The following is a 20,931-nucleotide window of genomic DNA, read 5'->3' on the forward strand; positions in this document are numbered from 1 at the left end:
GTCGGGCTGCGCCGGTGTGGGTTTGGCTTTGGCGGCTTTGGGGGCTTGGGCGTGGCAGCAGGGGCGGGGGCTGGTGGGGTGGGGGCGCCCAGCGCAAAGTCGGGCCGCTGCGCGCCGGTGGCCCGGGCGGTGGCGCCGCCGCGCCCTTTACCTTTGACTGCCAGGCCTGCCGCGACCAGCGCTTCGCGCGCCGTTTTGAAGTCGTCTTCTGTGGCGGGCGGTTTGTGGCCTTCGGCTTGGGCGGCGGCCAAAAATCGCTCCAGCAGCGTGCTGTTGCCTACGGTGGTGTGGTCTGCTGGCAGCAGGTTGAGCAACAGCGTCGTCAGCTGTTGTTGTTCATTGGTCATTCGCCCCGTCCCATCTGATCTCGATAAGAGGGAGGTTATAGCAGGACATCACGGCCCAAAGCCCTTTTCAGAAACCTCCGCAATGGCACATACACGGGCGAAGACTCGGGATGGTTGAGGATATGGGTCATACGCACCGCGCGCTCTGCGTCGGTCAGTTGGCGTTGGACTGTTGCTCTGTTTGCCTGCTCCAGGCCCGCAACACGGGTTTTGATGGATGCCATGTATCACTCCTAATAGTCTGTCGATTCGTAGTCAGGGTCGTCGTACACAACGGGAAACGCACTCGGGCGACGCAACACCAGGGTAACAATCGCTGCATACATCTCGCTGGAGAACATGGGGAACTTGCCCGCATGGGTGATCAGCTCGTCGTCTCTCATGGCCTTGAGGTCCACAGGAGCGGCGGCCTTCTCCATCTTGGCCACACGCGTTTCAAGACGGGGCATGGTTTGGCTCCAGTTGTTCCACGCGCGCCAGGAACTGTGCTTCGGTTTCGTTGCCCTGACGCTCGACCATGCTGCCATTCCAGAGCCTCATGCTGACCGCGCCACGCACTGGGCTGACAAAGGTGATCCGAATGCGCGGTGGCACCACCGGCGCCGCGGTTACCTCCAGCACCTTGATGCGCTTCTCAAGACTTGCTGACATGGTGCCTCTCCAGTGCCGCCACGCGGACTGCAAGTTCATCCACCTCGGCAACGCGGGCCAGCGCACCGAGAGCACCCATCAGGGCGGCACCCTGGCTTGGCGCCAGTTCGCCAGCAGACACGGCCGCCATCACGGCACGGCCTTGCTCGGTCAGCGTGCCATTGGGCAGGTTGAGGGGCTGGGCCATGTCAGTCGCTTTGAGCGGCGCGACCGTGCGTTCCAACAACAGGCGGGCGGCGCCCACATCACCGTCGAGCGCGCGCTGCATCATGGCTTCCAGCAGGTCGGGCACACGGGCGGCGATAGCCGAACGGATCTGTGCCACGTCACCCGAACCCTTTGGGCGACCCTTGGGGTTGCCGGACTGACCCGGTTTCCAGCCGTGGCCCTGGGGCGGCTTCTTTTTCAGTCATGGTTGTTCTCCCGTTGTTCTTTCAGGGATGCGATGGGTGCTTGGGTCAGCTTGCCCAAGAAGTGCTCAAGCAGTTCCTGTCGCAGGTGAGGTGGTGTCTCCAGCACTTGCTCTCGCATGTCCTGGCGGGCCTTCTCGCCGTCGTTGAACTGGTCGCAGCGGCGCATGGCGACTTCCAGTAGCTGCACCGTGATGCGGCTCGATTCCAGCAAATACGCGATCAGGTCTGGCTTGTGGGTCAGCACGGCAGCGCGCTGTGATGGCGATAGCTTTCCGGCGGGCACCACGATGCCGGTTTGGTCGGGTGTCACGCTGGGTTCTATGCCCGACGCCAGTAGGTCGGCAAGAATGGTTTCTGGCGTCATAGCACCTCCGTCGCCAATGTCCCAGCCGGACTCGAAGTCATGGAAGTCTTAATGTCATGCCCGACACCAGACGGAACGATGACTTCATGACTTGCATGACATGGAGTCGCCAGTTTGCCTTTGATGGCCCACTTCACCTTGCCGCCGATGTTGCCAAGACTTTTGCACTCTACGCCCAGCTGGCGCAGTGCTGGTGACGCACGTCGCAGCGCATCGCCCAGGCCTTTCGGTGTACGCGGCCAGGCTTCAGCACCCGCAGGTTTGTAGTGTTCCAGGCGCGTCAGAATGTCCTTCACGCTCGCCTCGATGCCGTAGGGGTTGGCTTCGATGAACTCCAGCACCGCAGACGCTACGGGGCTCGCATCGAGGGTGCGGGCCACCGTCTCGGCTCGGGTTGTCTGGAACTGCTGGAGGAACTCGTTCGGGTGCTTGCCTGATGCCTTGGCCAGCGCCATACCCAACAGAACGTACTCCACCAGGCGCGGGCGATCTTCACGGGGAAGGCCCACGTTGGGCAGCTCGCGCAGCGCACCCGCCGCCAGGTCGAACAGTGCGCCCAGCATGCCGGGCAGCGCACGGTCGAATGCTTGCCACTGCTGACTGCTTGACTGGCGCGTGTCGATCACCGGGCATTCCACGCTGATGACGCGATCCACCAGGTCTTGCTGGGTCACGCTGATGCTGATGCCGTTCACCATCCAGGGCGGCGCACGCTGATGACGTGCTCCTCCGAGTCGGTGAAAAGCTGTCGTTTGGCGAAGCCGCCGCCGGTGCTCAGAATCGCCAGCGCATCTTGCATGGGGCCTGCAAGATGACTGACGTTCTCGTAGCAGACAGCATGGTTCTGCCCGGCCGCCACAAAGATATCCTCCACGGTCTTGGGTGCGCCGCGCAGGTTGCAGCCGTTGGGGTCGATCAGGCGGCGCAGGGCTTCAGCGGTGGTGCTCTTGCCGCTGCCTTGTTCGCCCACCAGCTCCAGGCCGGGGAAGGGTGTGTCAGGGCGCAGTGAGTCCACCAGCCAGGCCAGCACCAGCAGACGTTGCTGCTCGGGGACGTTGGCGATTCCCCACAAGGGCGCGATGCTGCCGCCGCCCACAGGCATGGGGAGGGGCTGCATGGACTCGCCACGCACGAACAACACCGGGGACGTTCTACGACCCTCCAGCCGGTTTTGGTCAGCTCCACAGCATGGCTATTGCCTGCATGGCACAAGTCAATCCAGTAGCGCCCATCGCAGCCTGCAACGCGGATGTAAACATCCTGCGGATCGCCCTCAAACCGGGCAAGGGCCTGCAGCGTGCCCAGCGCCTCGCGCCAGGATTGGTCGCGCACTGCAATTTCCATTTGTGCGAAGAAACCTGCTGTCACGCGGTCACGAAACTGGCGTGCACCCATGCGGCGCACTTCGCCGGTGTGGCGGTCGCTGGCGTAGGTGTCTCCGTTTTTGTCGTGCAGCAGGTCGAAGCGCTCGCGAACGAACTTGACCAGCAGGTCAGTCTGAGAAGGCTTCTTCTCGGGCTCGTCCTCGCCGGGTTCAGCGTTCGCTGCAGGTGCTTCTTTCAGCATGTCCTCCAGGGCCGCGACACTGCCGCCCGCGTCCAGCCAATCCGACACATCTCCCTTTTCCGGCAGGTCGGGCAGTTCTACGACGCGAACATCGGTTGCGATGCCGCGCAGTGCCTTGACGGCCTTCCTTGCGTGCTCACGGCCTGCATCATCGTTGTCGGGCAGGACGACCACATGGCGGCCGCGCAGGAACTCGGAATGCTCCTTGCGCCACTTGCCAGCGCCACCTGCATTGCAGGTTGCCACCAGGCCCAGGGATGCAAGGCGGTCTGCGTCCTTTTCTCCTTCCACCAGGTACACCACCGCATCGGGCGCTGCCGCCAGCTCAGGCAGGCGGTAGGGCACAACGCGCACGTCCTTGACGCTCCAGCTCCAGCGCTCGCCATCGGGGCGACGCTGACGGAATGTCTTGGGCTCCATGCGAACGACCTGCATCAGCAGTTCGCCCTGTTCATTGCGGTAGTCGTAGGTGCTTACGATCTTGGTCGGGGCTTTGCTGGCCTTGGGCGCAGGCGCACTCTTGGCTGGCGCCGGGCATGACTTCATGACTTGCATGACTTCGCGCCCGGCTGGAGTGCTGGCGCGGTCATTGCCGATGAATCCGTTTTGGAGCAGCCACTGATGCGCCGCGCCGCGTTCTTTGATGCCGGTACCGTACTGCACCAGCTTGATGACGCCGCCTCCCTCATCGGCTTCGTGGTCGAAGAACAGGTTTTTCTCCAGGTCAACGGATTTGCTGCCGTGACTGCCGAAGCGCAGCTCGCTGGGCTTGGAAAGCTGCTCGTTCGGGTCGCCCCAAAAATGGCATGCAACTGGGCCGATCAGGCCGGTGTAGTCAAGGGCGTCGTTGGCGGTAATTTTCTTTTGGAAGGGGTTGTGTGCATGACCACCCCTTTCAAGCCGAATGGGCCTGTTCGTTGAGCCATGCACGCACTTCTCCCACCCTCCAAGCCGTCACTCCCGCGGACAACTTGGTGGGTTGCGGAAATTTATGGCTTGCAATCAGCCGCCAAAAAGTAGCTGGGCTGAACGGCAGTGGCGTGGGGCGGGTCGGGTGCTTCGGGTCTCGCACCAGCCCAGACTGCCGAATCCAGGCGGTATCCGGCAAGTCGTCAAAGTTCGGGATTTGTGCGGTGTTCTGTTCCAGCTTTGCCGGGGGTATAGCGGCTTTCGTTTGCTGTTTACGGGCCGTTTGTGGCGTAGGTTGGCAGGGCATCTCTGTGACTCCGATGATGCACAGCGAACAGCCATGGCCAGTGGCTGCAAGCGGTGCGATGGCTTGAAAGTGCGCGCAAATCAAATGTGCAAGTTCAAGCCATCAGAGCCAAACCGGACTGGGGGATACTTCTGAGATTTAGTGGTTACATTTGAGATGAAATAATATTTATGTCAACGAGTTACGTGCAATTTAGCTTCTGAGATTTGCATCATGGAAAAGCCTGCCAAAAGACGTGCTCCGCATGGCGCAACAAGCCTCATGGTTCTGGATGCGCTTGTGCGATTGCACACGCGAGGCGGTAGGCGTGTGAAAGTTTCGCGGGTCGAATTGCTGCGTTCGATATCCCTGCCGGAGACGACAGTGGATGACCGCTTAAGAACTTTGATCAAAGAGGGGCGTGTGTTGCGCGTGGGCCGCGCGCTGTATGTGCCCGAGTCGTGGCCGGGTCAGGAGCCACGCCGCTCGGAGCCCCCAGGTACCAGAAAAACAACGATCCTGCCCGATGGCATGGTGGTTGTGGAGGAGTGGAGCAGGCCCCCAGGGGATGGTGATAGACCCCTGCTTCTTACGCTTTCTTGAATTGAATCACTTCTGCGCCCATCCGCAGTTTGTCCAGGTAGTCTGCCCAATCGCTCATCATCCTGCGCCGCTGTTCCATGAATTCGGCGCGGTCATACGCAGCCCCCAGCGGTCCAGATTTACCGTGCGCCAGTTGGGCTTCGATCACGTCGGCGGATATGCCGGGGATCCGCTCAATCATCAGCGTGCGCGCCATGGCCCGGAACCCGTGGGCGCTCATCTCGTCGGAGGCAAAGCCCATGCGCCGCAGGGCTGCATTGATGGTGTTGTCACTCATGGCCCGCTCGCCCGTGCGCAGGCTGGGGAACACGTAGCGGCCATGGCCGGTGAGGGGCTGAAGCTCTTTCAAGATGGCGATGGCCTGCGGGGCCAGGGGCACAAAGTGCGGCCTGCCGTTGAGCTTCTGCGCCAGTCGCCGCTTCATGTCCTGGGATGGGATGGTCAGCAGGGCTGTGTCAAAGTCAATCCACGCCCATTCCATCTGCCTGATGTTGCCGGGGCGCTGAAAGAGCAGGGCAGATAGCGCCAGCGCCGCCTTGGTCATGGGCTGGCCGGTGTAGCCGTCAATGGCCCGCAGCAGCTCGCCCGCCTTGGCTGGCTCCAGCACCGCAGCCATGTGCTTGACTACCACGGGCTTTAAGGCGCCGTGCAGGTCGGTAACGGGGCTGCGTTCGCAGCGCCCCGTCTGGACACCGTAGCGGAACACCTGCCCGGCGGTCTGGCGCAGTGTGTGGGCGGTTTCGTTGGCGCCGCGCTTCTCTACCTTGCGCAGTGCGTCCAGCAGCACGGGAGCGGTGATGGCGGGCAACGTAAGCTTGCCGATGTACGGGAACAGGTCTTTCTCCATGCGCTCGATCCACCGCGCTGCATAGCGGGGCTCCAGCCGCTGGCCTGGGTGGCGTGGAACTCGCGGGCCACGGCTTCGAAAGTGTTGGCTGCGGCTACGCGGGTTGCCAGCTTCTCGGCCTTCTTGGCCGCGCTGGGGTCGAGTCCTTCGGCCAGGAGTTCGCGGGCTTCTTCGCGGCGCTTGCGGGCCTTCGCCAAAGAGACTTCGGGGTACACGCCTAATGCAAGTGTCTTGCGTTTATTGGCGTGGGTGTAGTCCATCCGCCAGTACCTGCCGCTGGCCTTGACCAGCAGGTACATGCCCCCGCCATCGGCGTGCTTGTCCCCGCTGGCTTTGCCGGTGTGCTTCACCTGTCTAACGAATGTGTCTGTGAGTGCCATTGCTTCCCCTGCTAACGGTATCTCGGGTGCGGTACTTCAGAGATACCGTCAGAGATACCGTTTTTTTGACGGTATCTCATGGTACGCAGTGAAATGGCCTGAGACAACAAAAAACCCGCAACGCTAGGAAACGTGCGGGTTTTGAGAGGTTGTGAGACTGTATGGAGGTCTGTTTTGGCCTGCCCGGAGGGACTCGAACCCCGACCTGCTGCTTAGAAGGCAGCTGCTCTATCCAGTTGAGCTACGGGCAGAAAGAATGAAGGCCCGACGATGCGGGCCTTCATTGTGTACGAAATGGTCGGAGCGGCGGGATTCGAACTCGCGACCCTCTGCTCCCAAAGCAGATGCGCTACCAGGCTGCGCTACGCTCCGACGAAACGCGGATTCTACATCGGGCGGCGCGGGTTTTCAGCGGCGCTGGTACTGCGTCTGGCCAAACAGCACTTCCTTTTCCGCGTCGGTGCGCACGGGCTGGCGCAGCTCGGCCAGCACCTGCACGCCGCGCTGCACGGCGGGGCGCTCGCCGATGCGGTCGAACCAGGCCTTGAGCGCGGGGTAGTCGGCCCAGTCGATGCCCTGGCTCTCCCAGCTGCGCAGCCAGGGGAAGATGGCGATGTCGGCGAGGGTGTAGTCGGCGCCGGCAATGTAGGCGCCCGTGTGCTGGATGCGCTTGTCCATCACGCCGTACAGGCGCCGGGCCTCGTTGGTGTAGCGGTTGATGCCGTAGTCGATCTTCTCGGGCGCGTAGATGCGGAAGTGGTGCGCCTGGCCCAGCATGGGGCCGACGCCGCCCATCTGGAACATGAGCCATTGCAGCACCTCGTAGCGGCCGCGCGTGTCGGCGGGCATGAAGCGGCCGGTCTTCTCGGCCAGGTAGAGCAGGATGGCGCCCGATTCGAAGACCGACATCGGCTGGCCGTCGGGGCCTTCGCTGTCGACGAGGGCGGGGATCTTGTTGTTGGGGCTGATGGCCAGGAAGTCGGGCGTGAACTGGTCGCCCTTGCCAATGTTGATGGGGTGCACGCGGTAGGGCAGGGCGCATTCCTCCAGCATGATGTGCACCTTGTGGCCGTTGGGCGTGGGCCAGGAATAGAGGTCGATCACAGGCGGGCTCCGTGGTTTTCTGGGTTGCAAGCGTGCATTGTGCGGTCGGCGGGCCGGGGATGCCGCGGGCAGGGCCATGCGGGGTGCATCAAAACAGGGGGACTTGTCAAATATTCTTGACCATAAAAAAGCCATCAGCGCCTGTATATCGGGCGCAAGCAGCTCTTGAATTGATACTTCAAAGTGGCGCCAATTGGCTATCGCTTGTTTTGGCCGCCTCCGACCAGCGTGCCGAGCCAAAAAGGCGGCCATCGGGGCGATGGCCGCCTGTGTGGCGCGGGCGGGCGCGCTGCTTGGTGCGGGGCGGGCCCGCGGGGCATCAGCTGCCGCGCGTGATGGGCATTTCCACTTCCTTGGCGCCGGCCATGTGCTTGGCCAGTTCCAGCTTGGCAGCGCGTTGCGGTGCACTTCGTCGGGGCCGTCGGCCAGGCGCAGGGTGCGCTGGTGGGCGTAGCTGTAGGCCAGCGGGAAGTCCTGGCTGACGCCGCCGCCGCCGTGGGCCTGGATTGCCCAGTCGATGACGCGGGTGGAGACGTTGGGCGCCACGATCTTGATCATGGCGATCTCGGCCTGCGCCACCTTGTTGCCCACGGTGTCCATCATGTAGGCGGCCTTCAGCGTCAGCAGGCGGGCCTGCTCGATCATGCAGCGCGACTCGGCAATGCGCTCGCGCCACACGCCCTGCTCGGAGATGCGGCGGCCGAACGCGGTGCGGTCGTTCAGGCGCTGGCACATCAGCTCCAGCGCGCGCTCGGCGGCGCCGATGCTGCGCATGCAGTGGTGGATGCGGCCCGGGCCCAAACGGCCCTGGGCAATGGCGAAGCCCTTGCCCTCGCCCATCAGCAGGTTGCCGACGGGCACGCGCACGTCTTTCAGCTCCACTTCCATGTGGCCGTGCGGCGCGTCGTCCCAGCCGAACACGGTGAGCGGGCGGTGCACCTTGACGCCCTTTGCGTTGGACGGCACCAGGATCATCGACTGCTGCGAATGGCGCGGCGCCTCGGGGTCGGTCTTGCCCATCACGATGTAGACGGCGCAGCGTGGGTCGCCCGCGCCCGACGACCACCACTTGCGGCCGTTGATGACGTATTCATCGCCCTCGCGGCGCATCGAGCATTCGATGTTGGTAGCGTCGGACGAGGCCACGGCCGGCTCGGTCATCAGGAAGGCCGAGCGGATCTCGCCCTTGAGCAGCGGCTCCAGCCATTCGTCCTTGTTGGCCTCGGTACCGTAGCGCTCGATGGTCTCCATGTTGCCGGTGTCGGGCGCCGAGCAGTTGAACACCTCGGGCGCCCAGGGCACGCGGCCCATGATCTCGCACAGCGGCGCGTATTCGAGGTTGCTCAGGCCCTCGGGCGCGCGCGGCGATTTGGGCAGGAACAGGTTCCACAGGCCGGCGGCGCGGGCCTTGGGCTTCAGTTCCTCGATGATCTTGGTGGGCACCCAGGCGTTGCCCTTGGCGCGGTTGGTGGCCACCTCGTCGTAGTAGGTGTTCTCGTTCGGGTAGACGTGCTCGTCCATGAAGGCCAGCAGCTTGGCCTGCATCTCCTTGACCTTGGGGCTGTATTCGAAATCCATGTCTCTGGTCCTTGTGGTTTGAGATTAAAAACGGCTGCGGCCGGCGTCATACAAGCGCAAGGCGCTATGATTTTTGAGCGAATCCCCAGGCCAGCTCGGCCATGGGGCGCGCGCCGGCGCCGCTGGCCCTGGCCTGCGCGCTGCTGGCGGTGCCGGCCTCCACGCGCTTGGCAATGCCTTGCAGGATGGCGGCGATGCGGAACATGTTGTAGGCGAGGTAGAAGTTCCAGTCGGGCGCCAGTTGCTCGGGCGTGGTGAAGCCGGTGCGCTCGCAATAGCGGCGGATGTAGTCCTGCTCGCTCGGGATGCCGAGGCTGGCAATGTCGACGCCGCCGATGCCGCGGAACGCGCCCTGCGGGATGTGCCACGACATGCAGTGGTAGCTGAAGTCGGCCAGCGGGTGGCCCAGGGTGGACAGTTCCCAGTCCAGCACGGCCAGCACGCGCGGCTCGGTGGGGTGGAACATCAGGTTGTCCATGCGGTAATCACCGTGCACGATGCTGGTCAGGCTCTCATCGCGTGCGCTGGCCGGCATGTGGGCGGGCAGCCATTCGATCAGCCTGTCCATCTCGGGGATGGGCTGGGTGACGCTGGCCAGGTACTGCTTGCTCCAGCGGCCGATCTGGCGCTCGAAATAGTTGCCGGGCTTGCCGTAGCCCTCCAGCCCGCGCGCCTTGTAATCCACCTTGTGCAGCGCCGCGATGACGCGGTTCATCTCGTCGTAGATGTCGGCGCGCTGCGCGTTGGTCATGCCGGGCAGCGACTGGTCCCACAGCACGCGGCCGGCCACGAACTCCATCACGTAGAAGGCACGGCCGATGACGGATTCGTCCTCGCACAGCGCGTACATCTTCGCCACCGGCACGGAGGTAGAGTGCAGGCCGCGCATCACGGCGAACTCGCGCTCGATGGCGTGGGCCGAGGGCAGCAGCTTGGCGACCGGGCCAGGCTTGGCGCGCATCACGTAGCTTTGCCCGGGCGTGACGAGCTTGTAGGTGGGGTTCGACTGGCCGCCCTTGAACATCTCCACGCTCAACGGGCCTTCGAAGCCCGGCAGGTGCTGGGCCAGCCAGGCCGACAGCGCGGCGGTGTCGAAGGCGTGCGCTTCGGAGACGGCGCGGGTGCCGGTGAATTGTTCTGCGTTGCTCATGGGTTGTGTCGATGTCTAGTCTTCAGCCTCGCTGATGCGGCGCAGCGCGGCGCCGTTGCGCACCACCAGGCCGCCGGGCTCGATGCGGATGATGTCCTCGCGCTCCATCGTCTTCAGCTCCTGGTTCACGCGCTGGCGCGAGGCGCCCAGCAGCTGCGCCAGTTCTTCCTGCGCCAGCTGCAGGGTGATGCGCATTTCGTGCTCGGTGCCCGGCACCGGCGTGCCGTAGCTGCGCAGCAGATGGCCCAGCTGCTTGGCCAGCGCGCGCGCAGCGGCAGCGTGTTCAGGTCTTCCACCTGGCCGAACAGCAGGCGGATGCGGCGCGCGTGCAGCTTCAGCAGGGCCTCGTACAGCTCGGGGTGCAGGGCCAGGATTTTCTGGAAGTCCGCGCGCGACACGCCCACCGTGGTGGTGGCGCCATGCGCATAGGCATCGTGCGTGCGCCGGTCGCCGTCGAACATGGCCACGTCGCCGAACCAGATGCCCGGCTCCACGTAGGTCAGCGTGATCTGCTTGCCCGTCAGCGTGGTGGAGCACACCCGCACCGAGCCCCTGGCACAGGCGATCCATTGCTCGGCCGGGTCGCCCCGGCTGCAGATGAGGTCGCCGTCCTGGTAGCGTTTGACGTGGGCGCATCGAAGGATGTCGTGACGAAGCGAGGGTGAGAGGGAGGAGAACCAGCGGCCTTGGTTGATCGCTGTACGTTCCTCCATGGTAAGAATGGGGTCGTCCATGGGCTGTCTTATGGGTGACTGATACACCTTCGCATTGTCGCCCGGGGGACGGGGGTGGTGGCGGGGCGGGGGATTTCAGCGTGGGGCGCTGCGTTGCGTTTTTCGCTGGGCGATGATGGCGATGGGGTTGGATGCGCTGCTGGCCGGGATTGCGCCCGGCGGCGCAGTCACTTTCTTTGTCTCGCCAAAAGAAAGTAACCAAAGAAAGGCGACCCCACTGGCCGTGTCCCTCCGCTTCGCTGCGGGCAACCTGCGATGCTCGGTCGCGGGGCGGCGCTGCGGAACTCGCTTTGTTCGCTGCGCTCACGCCGCTCAAACAACCGCAGCGAGTCAGAGCACGAAGCGCGGCATGCTGCGCTGCCGCGCCCGCCCCACGCCCTGCGCTTCTCGGCACGGCCAGAGGGGGGAAGTCCACTCGGGCCATCGCTGCGCTCGGCCTTCGGTTGGTCAGCGCCGCTGCTTCGCGCGGCGGCTTTCTTGCTCCCGCTGGCGGGAGAGGGCGGGGTGAGGGTGGCTGCGCATGGGGCAAGCGCCGCAACCGCCAGGGCAGATGGCTTGCAGCTTTCCACCAGCCTGCTGGGGCAGGCACCCGCGCGATGAAGCGCCAGGCGCGATGCGCCGGGCTCATCTATTCATAGCGCGGCACCTGCTTGTTCAGGAAAGCGGCAATGCCGATGCCGCCGTTGGGGTGGTGCAGGTTCTTCACGAAGTGGTCGCGCTCGGCGGCCAGGTGCGTGCTCAGGTCGTGGGCGCCGGCTTCGCTCACCAGCTCCTTGATGCTGGTCATCACGTTGGGGGCGCGGGCCGCGAGTTTTCGGACCATTCCAGCGCCGTGCCCAGCGCCTGGCCGGCATCGCACAGGCGGTTCACCACGCCCAGCTCGTGCAGGCGCTGTGCACCGATGCGCTCGCCGCTCATCAGCAACTCGTTCACCAGCTGGCGCGGCAGCGCCTGCGCCAGCTCCAGCTGCCGCCGCCGTCGGGCGACAGGGCGACGCTGCTGTAGGCCATGACGAACACGGCGTTGCGCGCGGCCACGATCAGGTCGCAGGCCAGCGCCAGCGAGAAGCCCGCGCCGGCCGCCGGGCCTTCAACGGCGGCGATGACGGGCTTGGGGAAGGTGCGGATGGCCTCGACCCAGCTGTGCAGCTGCTCGATGCTTTGCGCCTGCACTTCGGGCGGTTTCTGGCGGTTGGCCTGCAGGCGCTGCAGGTTGCCGCCGGCGCAGAAGGTCTCGCCCTCGCCGGTCAGCACCACGCAGCGCACGTCGGGGTTGGTCTCGGCGATGTTCAGCGCCTCGACGCCGGCGGCGTACATCTCGGGGCCGAGCGCGTTGCGGTGCTCGGGGTTGCTGATGGTCAGCACCATGGTGCGACCCTCGACGGTGCTGCGCAGTTCGGCGGCCATGGTGTCGTGCGGCAGAGGGCTATTCGGGGGTGGACGGGTCGCCGTCGGCGCCGGGGGCGGCCTCGGCCTGGCGCGCCAGTTCGTCGTCGCTGAGCGGCGGCAGTTGTTCCAGCTCGGCCAGTTTCTGCAGCTCTTCGGCGCTGTGGCCGGATTGCTCCAGCACCACGCGGTCGATCTCGGTCTGCAGCAGGGCTTCCTGGTTGGCAATGACGCCTTGGGGCTTGGCGTCGGGTGTTGGGGTGGTGGTCATGGTTGTCTCCATTTGCTATTTTATAGATAGCTAAAAACCTATGTTCAGCAGCGACTCAGCGGCATTCTCCTTGGGGCCGCAGCGTTTTGCGTGGCCCGCGGGTCATGCCAGCGAACGCCGTGGACGGACCTGTGCCGGCCACTGGCGTTGTCCCCCTCGCGCAGCAGAGGGGGAAGGCGCCGCAGGCGACACAGGGGTGGACATCACGATTCTTCATGCATCAGGCTCAGCCCGATGGCGCCGCGGCGCCGCAGCCAGGGGCTGGGGCGGTAGCGCGGATCGCCGTACACGGTCTGCATGTTGAACAGCACTTCCAGCACGTTGGCGGGGCCAAACTTGTCGCCCATGGCCAGTGGGCCCAGCGGGTAGCCCAGGCCCAGCGTCACGGCGGTTTCTAGATCCTTCGGCGTGCACACGCGCTGCTGGCACATGTCGGCGGCGATGTTCACGATGGTGGCCACCACGCGCTGGGTGACGAAGCCGCCCGAGTCGCGGATCACGCTGACGGCCTTGCCATCGCGCGCGAACAGCGCGTGCGCGGCATCGCGCATGTCGCTGCGCGTGGCGGGGTTGGTGGCCAGCACGCGGCGCTTGGTGGCGGCGTCGTCCACCAGCATGTCGATGCCGACGGTGCGGGCCGGGTCCAGCCGCTCGACCACGGCGACGGTGGTCACGTCGAAGCCCAGCGGCGCCACCAGCGTCAACGCCTGCGGCGAGGGCGACTGCCCGGTCTCGATCTTGGCGCCCAGGTCCTTCAGCAACTGGTACAGCTCGGCACGGCGCGCGGCGCGGGTGCTGACCCACACCGGCGGCAGGTCATCGACCTGCGGCACGGGCGGCACGGGCGCGATCTGCGCGGCGCCGCCTTCGTATTTGTAGAAGCCGTCGCCCACCTTCTTGCCCACCACGCCGCCGGCCAGGCGCTGCGCGGTGATGACGCTGGGGCGGTAGCGCGGCTCGTCGTAGTACTGGCGGTAGATGGATTCCATCACCGGGTGCGACACGTCCAGCGCCGTCAAATCCATCAGCTCGAAGGGGCCGAGCTTGAAGCCGACCTGGTCCTTCAGGATGCGGTCGATGGTGGCGAAATCGGCCACGCCTTCGCTGACGATGCGCAGCGCCTCGGTGCCGTAGCCGCGGCCGGCGTGGTTGACGATGAAGCCGGGCGTGTCTTCGGCCTGCACGGGGTGTGGCCCATCTGGCGCGCGTACTCGGCCAGCGCCTGGCACACCGCGGGATCGGTCTTGAGGCCGGCGATGACCTCGACCACCTTCATCAGCGGCACCGGGTTGAAGAAGTGAAAGCCCGCGAACTGCTGTGGCCGCTTCAGCGCCGCGGCGATCGCCGTGACCGACAGCGACGAGGTGTTGGTGGCCAGCACCGCCGTGGGCTGCACGATGCCTTCCAACTCGGCGAACAGCTTTTTCTTGACGTCGAGGTTTTCGACGATGGCCTCGACGATCAGGTCGCAGCCGGCCAGGTCGGCCAGGGCGGCGGCGGGCTTCAGGCGGGCCTTCTGGGCGCTGGCGGCGTCGGCGCCGATGCGGCCTTTCTCGACCAGCTTGTCCCACTGCGTGCTCACGGCGTCGCGCGCCTTGGTCACGGCATCGGGCTGGGTGTCGAACAGCAGCACGGTGCTGCCGGCCTGTGCGGCAATCTGGGCAATGCCCCGGCCCATGGCGCCGGTGCCGACGATGCCGATCGTCTGAAAGCGAGGTGTGGTGGTGCTCATGCGCCGCATTATGGGGAGCAGGGCGCCCGGCCAGGACGCGCACGGGACCGGCCGGCGGGCGCGGTGGCTGGCGCTTTTGAAGCCGCGTCAGCAGAAAGGGGGACCTTGGAAATATTCTTCACCATGAAAAATGGCTTTGGCGCTTGCTTATCAGGCGCAAGAAGCTCTCATATTCGAACTGAAGCATGGCGCCAAATGGCTATCGCCTGGATTGCGTGAAGGCGCGCGCTTTCATGCGGATTTGCTTTCAGGAATGCTTGATCGCCAGCAAGTCCCGGATGTCGCGTGGATCGCATCCGCCGTGTGGGCGCGGGCTGGCCCGCGATCAGGCGTGGGTGGCGACGAGATGCCGCATCGCGGGCAAGCCAGCCAGAAGGCCGCGGAGCAGGCCATGCCAGCGAACGCCGCGGACGGACATGCGCCGGCCGCTGGCGCTGTCCCCTTCCCGAAGAGAGAAGGGAAGCGGCGTTCGCCGCTCAGGGGATGCCCTCATCTCCTCACCTGCAACGCCCCCGGGTTGACGATGTTCGTCGGCGTGCCGCGCAGGAAGTTGATGACGTTGTCGAACGCGGCGCCGAAGAGCATCTCGTAGTTATCCTGCTCCACATAGCCGATGTGCGGCGTGCAGATGCAGTTCTCCAGCCGCAGCAGGGCCTGGCCCTGCAGGATGGGCTCGGCCTCGAACACGTCCACCGCGCCCATGCCGGGGCGGCCGCGGTTGAGCGCGCTGACCAGCGCGTCGGGCTCGATCAGCTCGGCGCGCGAAGTGTTGACCAGCAGCGCGGTGGGCTTCATGCGGCTCAGGTCCTCCAGCCGCACGATGCCGCGCGTGGTGTCCGACAGGCGCAGGTGCAGCGACAGCACGTCGGCATAGGCGAAGAAGTCGGCCTGGCTGTGCGCCGTGGCGTGGCCGTCGGTGCGCGCGCGGGCCATCGAATCGGCCGAGCCCCACACCAGCACCTGCATGCCGAAGGCGCGGCCGTAGCTGGCGACGATCTGGCCGATGCGGCCATAACCCCAGATGCCCAGCACGCGCCCGCGCAGCACCTGCCCGAGCCCGAAGTTGGGCGGCATCGACGCCGCCTTCAGCCCCGACTGCTGCCACGCCCCGTGCTTGAGGTTGCCGATGTACTGCGGCAGGCGGCGCGTGGCCGCCATGATGAGCGCCCAGGTCAACTCAGCCGGCGCCACCGGCGAGGTGACGCCTTCGGCCACGACAATGCCGCGTTCGGTGCAGGCGGCGACGTCGACGTGCGCGCCGACGCGGCCGGTCTGCGAGATCATCTTCAGCCTGGGCAGCTTCTCGATCAGCTGGCGCGTGAGCTGCGTGCGCTCGCGGATCAGCACGATCACCTCGGCATCGCGCAGGCGCACCGACAGCTGGCCCAGGCCCTTGACGGTGTTGGTGTACACCTTGGCCGGGTACTGTTCCAGCTTGGACGCGCAGGCCAGCTTGCGCACGGCGTCCTGATAGTCGTCGAGGATCACGATGTTCATGCCCGCATTGTGCCTTTGGCCGCGGCGGCGGCCGGGCGCATGGGCGCACGGGTACACGCGCGCATGGGCGTACGCGTACACGGTCGCGGGCGGTGTGCGGGGCCAGCGGCCGTGTGGCGGCTGGCGTGGGCTGGCCATGCCGCCCGCGCCGGGCGCCGGCGGCGGTGCGCGGCAGGCTCAGGCGCGGCGGGGCAGGGCGGCCTGCGCCTCGGCGGCGGCCAGACGCTCCAGCTCGGCGCAGACGTCGATCAGCCGGCCCGAGATGCGCAGGCGCCCGCTGTCGCCCGCCGGCTGCCGCGCATCCACGAGGTGGGTGACGCGCACCGCCGGCGTGCCGGTGGCGGGGGCGCCGGCTGTTTCGGCTGCAGGCACCAGCGCCAACGTGCGCTGGCCGGCGGCCTGCTCGGCGGCGCGCCGTTGTGCCACGCGGCGGCGCGCCATGGCGCTCCAGGCGCTGTCGGGCGGCGTGCTGCCTTGCGTGGCAGCACCGCGGTGGCGGCGATAGCTGGGCACGGCCCAGTCGGCCAGGTGGATGACGTTGGTTCCCATGTAAAACCTTTCAGGGAAAGCGAGGTTGGACACAGGCAGGATTGACGGATGGGGCACGCTGGCACCCATCTGATGGCGCTGCCGCAGGGTGTGGACGATGGAAGCGGCCAAAGCGCCGCTGCCTCGTCTGCACGCCCGCCACCTGCGGCGGCACCGGGCAAAGGCGCTACATCAGCATGCTGTTGCGGATCAGGCCTACGGCCAGGCCCTCGATCTCGAACGGCTCGCCGGGCTGCACGACGATGGTGGGGTAGTCGGGGTTCTCGGCGTCCAGTTCGATCTGGTTCTTGTGGCGGTGAAAGCGCTTGACGGTGACGTCGTCGCCCAAGCGGGCCACCACGATCTGGCCGTTGCGCGCATCGCGCGTGGCCTGCACGGCCAGCAGGTCGCCGTCCATGATGCCGGCATCGCGCATCGACATGCCGCGCACGCGCAGCAGATAGTCGGGCCGCTGGGGGAACAGGCCGGGCTCGATGTGGTAGGTCTGGTCGACGTGCTCTTGCGCCAGGATGGGCGAGCCGGCGGCCACGCGGCCCACCAGCGGCAGCGCCAGCTGCGCCATGCCGGGCAGCGGCAGGCTGAAGCTGTCGCCGCGCACGCCGGTGCGGCCGGCGCCCTTCAGGCGGATGCCGCGCGAGGTGCCGCTGACCAGCTCGATCACGCCCTTGCGCGCCAGGGCCTGCAGGTGCTCCTCGGCCGCGTTGGCGGATTTGAAGCCGAGCTGCGCCGCGATCTCGGCCCGCGTGGGCGGTGCGCCGGTGCGGGCGATGGCGTGCTGCACCAGTTGCAGGATCTGCTGCTGGCGGGCGGTGAGCTTGGGTGTGTCGGACATGGGCGACCTCTTGCGCGGCAGGATGGAATGACTGTGTTGATATCCAGTAACTGTATTTTTAACCAGTTTGGCGCGCAATGCAAGCCCCATCGTCGCCAGGCACCGGCGCATGAAAAAGGGCCTTCGAGAACGAAGGCCCTGGGCGGGGGAAGGCAGCGCGGGCTCAGCTGGCCAGTGCCGCCAGTGCGCGCGCCGTGATGTCCTCGACCGTGCCGGTGCCGCTGATGGCGCGGTACTTGGGTGCGTTGGCCGGGTCGGCCTTGGCCCAGTTGCCGTAGTAGTCGACCAGCGGGCGGGTCTGCTGGCTGTACACGTCCAGGCGCTTGCGCACCGTGTCTTCCTTGTCGTCGTCGCGCTGCACCAGCGGCTCGCCGGTCACGTCGTCCTTGCCTTCGACCTTGGGCGGGTTGAACTTGACGTGGTAGGTGCGGCCGCTGGCCGGGTGGCTGCGGCGGCCGCTCATGCGCTCGATGATGGCGTCGAAGGGCACGTCGATCTCGAGCACGTAGTCGAGCTTGACGCCGGCGTCCTTCATCGCCTCGGCCTGCGGGATGGTGCGCGGAAAGCCGTCGAACAGGAAGCCGTTGGCGCAATCGGGTTGGGCAATGCGCTCCTTCACCAGGTTGATGATGAGGTCGTCGCTCACCAGGCCGCCGGATTCCATCACGCTCTTGGCCTGCAGGCCCAGCGGCGTGCCGGCCTTGACGGCGGCGCGCAGCATGTCGCCGGTGGAGATTTGCGGGATGCCGTATTTCTGGCAGATGAAGGCCGCTTGCGTGCCCTTGCCGGCGCCGGGGGCGCCCAGAAGAATGAGTCTCATCTTGCTCCTCGTTTATGCGTGGTGGCGGCATCGGCAGCAGGGCCGGTGCGCGGTCGCTGGCGAGAATAGCACGCAGCCGCTTGAGACTGGCTTACAGCGCACGGCGCGGGTTGGTTGCTTTTGTTTTGATAGTGGGTTGCGCAGGCTGTAGCTTGAATTCAAGAGAAAAGACATTGAAATCAAGGTTTGACAGGCGCCAGCAGCTATTGAAATTGAAGTGACTGCCGGCCGCGGGCGCATCAACCGTGCGTGGCGTCGAACAGCGCGCGCACCCGTGCCAGGTCCTCGGGCGTGTCCACGCCGGCGCCGGGCGCGTGGGGCGTGAAGTGCACGGCAATGCGGTGGCCATGCCACAGGGCGCGCAGTTGCTCCAGCGCCTCGCACTGCTCCAGCGGCGCGGGCGGCATCGACGGGAAGGCGCGCAGGAAGGCGGCGCGGTAGCTGTAAAGGCCGATGTGGCGCAGCGGCGCGGGTGCCGTCGGCAACTGCGTGATGCCCTGCGCGAAGCCGTCGCGCCACCAGGGCAGCGGCGCGCGGCTGAAGGTGAGGGCCAGGCCCCGCGCGTCGGTGATCACCTTCACCACGTTGGGGTTGGTGAAGTCTTCTACGGTTTCGATAGCGTGCGCCGCAGTGCCCATCTGCGCCAGCGGCTGTTTCTTCAACAAACCCGCAACGGCGTCGATGAGTGCCGGGTCGATCAGCGGCTCGTCGCCCTGCACGTTCACCACCACGTCGTCGCCATGCAGGCCCAGCAGGGCGCAGGCCTCGGCCAGGCGGTCGCTGCCACTGGGGTGGTCGGCGCGGGTCGGCACGGCGCGCACGCCGTGGGCGGCGCAGGCGCTCAGGATCTCGGGTGCGTCGGCGGCCACCACCACCTGCGCCGCGCCGGAGCATTCGGCCCGCTCGGCCACGCGCACGATCATCGGCTTGCCGCCGATGTCGGCCAGCGGCTTATTGGGCAGACGGGTGGAGGCGAGGCGGGCGGGGATGAGGACGGTGAAGGGCATGGCGAGCGCAGAGAAATGGCCGCGCTCCAGCGCGGAACGCGGCCATTGTCTTGCATCGCTGGTGGGCCCGCGGGCCGGGCCAGGCGATGAAGGGGTTTACTGCACGCTGATCTGCTTGGCTGCCAGCGTGGCGTCGAACAGCAGCACATTCGGCCAGTTGGGCCAGTTCGCGCCCAATGCGCCGGTGTTGGGGTTGCCGCTACGCGCGAAGGCGGCCAGGGTGGACATCATGGCGTCCGACAGGGCCAGTCGGCCGGCCTTGTTGGCGTCGCTGACGATCACGTTCGAATACAGCGACGGGCCGAAATTGCCGAACAGGAAGGCCAGGTCGAACGCGTGGGCCGCGCCGTAGACGTCATTCCAGGGCGCGGGCTCCTGCTTCCAGTCGAAGCGGTAGCTCCACAGCTGGTTGGGCGTCTGCGTGGCCAGCGCGTCCATGAAGTTGTCGCGCAGGGCGACGAAGAACTTGGCGTCCAGGTCGGCAATGGCCACGTCATAGGCCGCGCCGTCGGCATAGGCGGGGTTCACGATGTCGTGGAAGGTGGCGGCCTTGGCCTTGCCCGCGTCGAACAGGATGGGGAACAGCTGCGCATCCGGCAGCTTGATGCCCACCGGGTGGCCGACCAGCGGCAGGAAGGACGACAGCAGCTTGCCTTCGTGGTTCGTCATGCCCGACATGACGGGCACCTTGACGTAATCGCCGGCCAGGATGGCGGCAATCGGGTCGGTGGGCACCACGGTGCCTTCAGGGATGGGGCCGGACGCCGTGGTGTTGGGCAGGCCGCCCACGGTCTTCAGGCCCACCTTCAGGATGGTGCTGGCGGGCTTGCCACGCAGGTAGGCGGCGATCTCGGCGTTGGAATGCGACTGCACCCAGGCGGTGGCGCCGGCCACGTCGGCGGCGGTGCCGTCGTCGATCAGCAGCTTCATCAGCAGCATGTTCGACAGCGCTTCGTAGGTGGCCACGGGGTTCAGCGCCGGGATGGTGCCGTTGTTGCCCTGCAGGTTGTTGGCCGGCTGCGGAAAGCCCGGGCTGGTGGCCACCGAGATGCCGCCCGACAGGGGCGCCAGCCGGTGGAACAGGCCGGCCGCGCGGTTGCCCGGCGTGGTCAGCACGGCCAGCACGTTGATGGCGCCGGCCGACTGGCCCGACAGCGTGACGTTGGCCTTGTTGCCGCCGAAGTGTTCGATGTTGCCCTGCACGAACTTCAGCGCGGCGATGATGTCGAGCACGGCGAAGTTGCCGGACTGGTCTTCGGGCGTCAGCGTCGGGTCGACGGCGGTGTCGCGCAGCGCCGGGTGGCGGAAGAAGCCCAGTTGCCCCAGCCGGTAGTTGGCCGACACCACCACGGCGTTGGCCTTCTTCGCCAGCGCCGCGCCGTCGTACAGCGGGTCGCCACTGTAGCCGGTGATGTTGCTGCCGCCGTAGATGAACACGATGACCGGCAGGTTCTTCTCGTTGGTGGCCGGGCGCCAGATGTTGAGCGACAGGCAGTCCTCGCTGCCGGGCGTGTGGCCGCTGAGAATGTTGTCGCCCACGCTGGCGTCGAAGGTGTTGGCGTTGCCCGGGCTGTACATGCGCGGGTTCTGGATGCACGAGGCACCGAACTGCGTGGCCTGCAGCGTGTCCTTCCAGGCCGTGGGCGCCACGGGCGCCTTCCAGCGCAGCGCGCCGGCGGGCGCCTGGGCGAACGGGATGCCCTTCCAGTAGTACGTGCCCGACTTCGCGCCGTCGTCCACACCCTGGACCTTGCCGTAGGCGGTGTCGCGGGTTTCGGGGGCATCGCTGCTGCCCCCGCAGGCGCTGAGAACAAGGGTGGTGGCCATGGCGCCTGCGGTCAGCCAGCGGGTGGCGTTGATCGGCTTCATCGCGCGGTGCTCCTGTGTGGGTTGTCTCCGGGCGCGA

17 protein-coding genes, 2 tRNA genes and 5 pseudogenes are annotated in these 20,931 nt (G+C 66.3%); all 24 read right to left on the bottom strand.

The features are described from left to right. Positions 1-580 precede the first annotated feature (580 nt). A complete protein-coding gene (locus tag H0I39_RS15935; protein WP_180551140.1) occupies positions 581-796 on the bottom strand; it encodes a hypothetical protein in 216 nt (71 codons plus the stop codon). Next, entirely contained in the window at positions 783-998 is a 216-nt protein-coding gene (locus H0I39_RS15940) for a hypothetical protein (RefSeq protein ID WP_066784906.1), read from the bottom strand. The genes H0I39_RS15935 and H0I39_RS15940 overlap by 14 nt, the downstream gene beginning before the upstream one ends. Next, positions 982-1,407: a DUF5681 domain-containing protein gene (locus H0I39_RS15945; protein ID WP_257646199.1), complete on the bottom strand. Its 426-nt coding sequence runs from the start codon at positions 1,405-1,407 to the stop codon at positions 982-984. Before H0I39_RS15945 ends, H0I39_RS15940 begins: the two co-directional genes overlap by 17 nt. Continuing rightward, entirely contained in the window at positions 1,404-1,775 is a 372-nt protein-coding gene (locus H0I39_RS15950; RefSeq protein ID WP_180551142.1) for a hypothetical protein, read from the bottom strand. Before H0I39_RS15950 ends, H0I39_RS15945 begins: the two co-directional genes overlap by 4 nt. Continuing rightward, positions 1,772-2,473: an AICE-type RepA C-terminal domain-containing protein gene (locus tag H0I39_RS15955; RefSeq protein WP_180551143.1), complete on the bottom strand. Its 702-nt coding sequence runs from the start codon at positions 2,471-2,473 to the stop codon at positions 1,772-1,774. The genes H0I39_RS15950 and H0I39_RS15955 overlap by 4 nt, the downstream gene beginning before the upstream one ends. Further along, on the bottom strand, positions 2,467-2,805 hold the full coding sequence (locus H0I39_RS15960; RefSeq protein ID WP_506329689.1) for an AICE element replication initiation protein: 339 nt from the start codon (positions 2,803-2,805) through the stop codon (positions 2,467-2,469). Before H0I39_RS15960 ends, H0I39_RS15955 begins: the two co-directional genes overlap by 7 nt. After that, entirely contained in the window at positions 2,691-4,271 is a 1,581-nt protein-coding gene (locus H0I39_RS15965) for a toprim domain-containing protein (protein WP_180551145.1), read from the bottom strand. Before H0I39_RS15965 ends, H0I39_RS15960 begins: the two co-directional genes overlap by 115 nt. Then, positions 4,237-4,557 (bottom strand): helix-turn-helix transcriptional regulator, encoded by a 321-nt coding sequence (locus tag H0I39_RS24230; protein WP_180551146.1) that lies wholly within the window; start codon positions 4,555-4,557, stop codon positions 4,237-4,239. The genes H0I39_RS15965 and H0I39_RS24230 overlap by 35 nt, the downstream gene beginning before the upstream one ends. A 568-nt stretch (positions 4,558-5,125) precedes the next feature. Next, positions 5,126-6,366: pseudogene (locus tag H0I39_RS15975) on the bottom strand (tyrosine-type recombinase/integrase). A gap of 175 nt (positions 6,367-6,541) precedes the next feature. Next, a tRNA-Arg gene (locus tag H0I39_RS15980) sits at positions 6,542-6,617 on the bottom strand. Positions 6,618-6,661: 44 nt separating this feature from the next. Then, a tRNA-Pro gene (locus tag H0I39_RS15985) sits at positions 6,662-6,738 on the bottom strand. Between the two features lie 36 nt (positions 6,739-6,774). Next, positions 6,775-7,722 (bottom strand): glutathione S-transferase N-terminal domain-containing protein, encoded by a 948-nt coding sequence (locus H0I39_RS22530; protein WP_307776828.1) that lies wholly within the window; start codon positions 7,720-7,722, stop codon positions 6,775-6,777. A gap of 67 nt (positions 7,723-7,789) precedes the next feature. After that, positions 7,790-9,048 (bottom strand): annotated as a pseudogene (locus H0I39_RS22535) (acyl-CoA dehydrogenase family protein). A 64-nt stretch (positions 9,049-9,112) separates the two neighbouring features. Beyond that, on the bottom strand, positions 9,113-10,198 hold the full coding sequence (locus H0I39_RS15995) for a phosphotransferase (protein WP_180551148.1): 1,086 nt from the start codon (positions 10,196-10,198) through the stop codon (positions 9,113-9,115). A gap of 15 nt (positions 10,199-10,213) precedes the next feature. Next, positions 10,214-10,932: pseudogene (locus tag H0I39_RS16000) on the bottom strand (Crp/Fnr family transcriptional regulator). A 628-nt stretch (positions 10,933-11,560) separates the two neighbouring features. Next, a pseudogene (locus H0I39_RS16005) lies at positions 11,561-12,338 on the bottom strand (oxepin-CoA hydrolase, alternative type). A gap of 19 nt (positions 12,339-12,357) precedes the next feature. Continuing rightward, a complete protein-coding gene (locus H0I39_RS16010) occupies positions 12,358-12,588 on the bottom strand; it encodes a hypothetical protein (protein WP_180551149.1) in 231 nt (76 codons plus the stop codon). A gap of 203 nt (positions 12,589-12,791) precedes the next feature. Continuing rightward, positions 12,792-14,320: pseudogene (locus tag H0I39_RS16015) on the bottom strand (3-hydroxyacyl-CoA dehydrogenase). A gap of 489 nt (positions 14,321-14,809) precedes the next feature. Then, the gene (locus tag H0I39_RS16020) at positions 14,810-15,817 is read right to left on the bottom strand and encodes a D-2-hydroxyacid dehydrogenase family protein (protein WP_180551150.1); all 1,008 of its coding nucleotides are present in this window, start codon (positions 15,815-15,817) and stop codon (positions 14,810-14,812) included. Positions 15,818-15,994: 177 nt separating this feature from the next. Then, entirely contained in the window at positions 15,995-16,366 is a 372-nt protein-coding gene (locus tag H0I39_RS16025; RefSeq protein WP_180551151.1) for a hypothetical protein, read from the bottom strand. A gap of 166 nt (positions 16,367-16,532) precedes the next feature. Beyond that, entirely contained in the window at positions 16,533-17,198 is a 666-nt protein-coding gene (lexA, locus tag H0I39_RS16030; RefSeq protein ID WP_180551152.1) for a transcriptional repressor LexA, read from the bottom strand. A 163-nt stretch (positions 17,199-17,361) separates the two neighbouring features. Then, positions 17,362-18,018 (bottom strand): adenylate kinase, encoded by a 657-nt coding sequence (gene adk, locus H0I39_RS16035; RefSeq protein ID WP_180551153.1) that lies wholly within the window; start codon positions 18,016-18,018, stop codon positions 17,362-17,364. Positions 18,019-18,257: 239 nt separating this feature from the next. Further along, positions 18,258-19,025: a 3-deoxy-manno-octulosonate cytidylyltransferase gene (kdsB, locus tag H0I39_RS16040; RefSeq protein WP_180551154.1), complete on the bottom strand. Its 768-nt coding sequence runs from the start codon at positions 19,023-19,025 to the stop codon at positions 18,258-18,260. 96 nt (positions 19,026-19,121) lie between these two features. Next, positions 19,122-20,894 (bottom strand): carboxylesterase/lipase family protein, encoded by a 1,773-nt coding sequence (locus H0I39_RS16045; RefSeq protein WP_180551155.1) that lies wholly within the window; start codon positions 20,892-20,894, stop codon positions 19,122-19,124. Between the last annotated feature and the right edge of the window lie 37 nt (positions 20,895-20,931).

The sequence above is a fragment of the Ottowia beijingensis genome, assembly GCF_013423955.1.
GTDB classification, from domain to species: domain Bacteria; phylum Pseudomonadota; class Gammaproteobacteria; order Burkholderiales; family Burkholderiaceae_C; genus Ottowia; species Ottowia beijingensis.

Coding starts and splice junctions, on each gene's coding strand:
- H0I39_RS15935 (WP_180551140.1), bottom strand. CDS start 796: ATGCCCCGTCTTGAAACGCGTGTGGCCAAGATGGAGAAGGCCGCCGCT.
- H0I39_RS15940 (WP_066784906.1), bottom strand. CDS start 998: ATGTCAGCAAGTCTTGAGAAGCGCATCAAGGTGCTGGAGGTAACCGCG.
- H0I39_RS15950 (WP_180551142.1), bottom strand. CDS start 1,775: ATGACGCCAGAAACCATTCTTGCCGACCTACTGGCGTCGGGCATAGAA.
- H0I39_RS15955 (WP_180551143.1), bottom strand. CDS start 2,473: ATGGTGAACGGCATCAGCATCAGCGTGACCCAGCAAGACCTGGTGGAT.
- H0I39_RS24230 (WP_180551146.1), bottom strand. CDS start 4,557: ATGCCCTGCCAACCTACGCCACAAACGGCCCGTAAACAGCAAACGAAA.
- H0I39_RS22530 (WP_307776828.1), bottom strand. CDS start 7,722: ATGGCCGCCTTTTTGGCTCGGCACGCTGGTCGGAGGCGGCCAAAACAA.
- H0I39_RS15995 (WP_180551148.1), bottom strand. CDS start 10,198: ATGAGCAACGCAGAACAATTCACCGGCACCCGCGCCGTCTCCGAAGCG.
- H0I39_RS16010 (WP_180551149.1), bottom strand. CDS start 12,588: ATGACCACCACCCCAACACCCGACGCCAAGCCCCAAGGCGTCATTGCC.
- H0I39_RS16020 (WP_180551150.1), bottom strand. CDS start 15,817: ATGAACATCGTGATCCTCGACGACTATCAGGACGCCGTGCGCAAGCTG.
- H0I39_RS16025 (WP_180551151.1), bottom strand. CDS start 16,366: ATGGGAACCAACGTCATCCACCTGGCCGACTGGGCCGTGCCCAGCTAT.
- lexA (WP_180551152.1), bottom strand. CDS start 17,198: ATGTCCGACACACCCAAGCTCACCGCCCGCCAGCAGCAGATCCTGCAA.
- adk (WP_180551153.1), bottom strand. CDS start 18,018: ATGAGACTCATTCTTCTGGGCGCCCCCGGCGCCGGCAAGGGCACGCAA.
- kdsB (WP_180551154.1), bottom strand. CDS start 19,025: ATGCCCTTCACCGTCCTCATCCCCGCCCGCCTCGCCTCCACCCGTCTG.
- H0I39_RS16045 (WP_180551155.1), bottom strand. CDS start 20,894: ATGAAGCCGATCAACGCCACCCGCTGGCTGACCGCAGGCGCCATGGCC.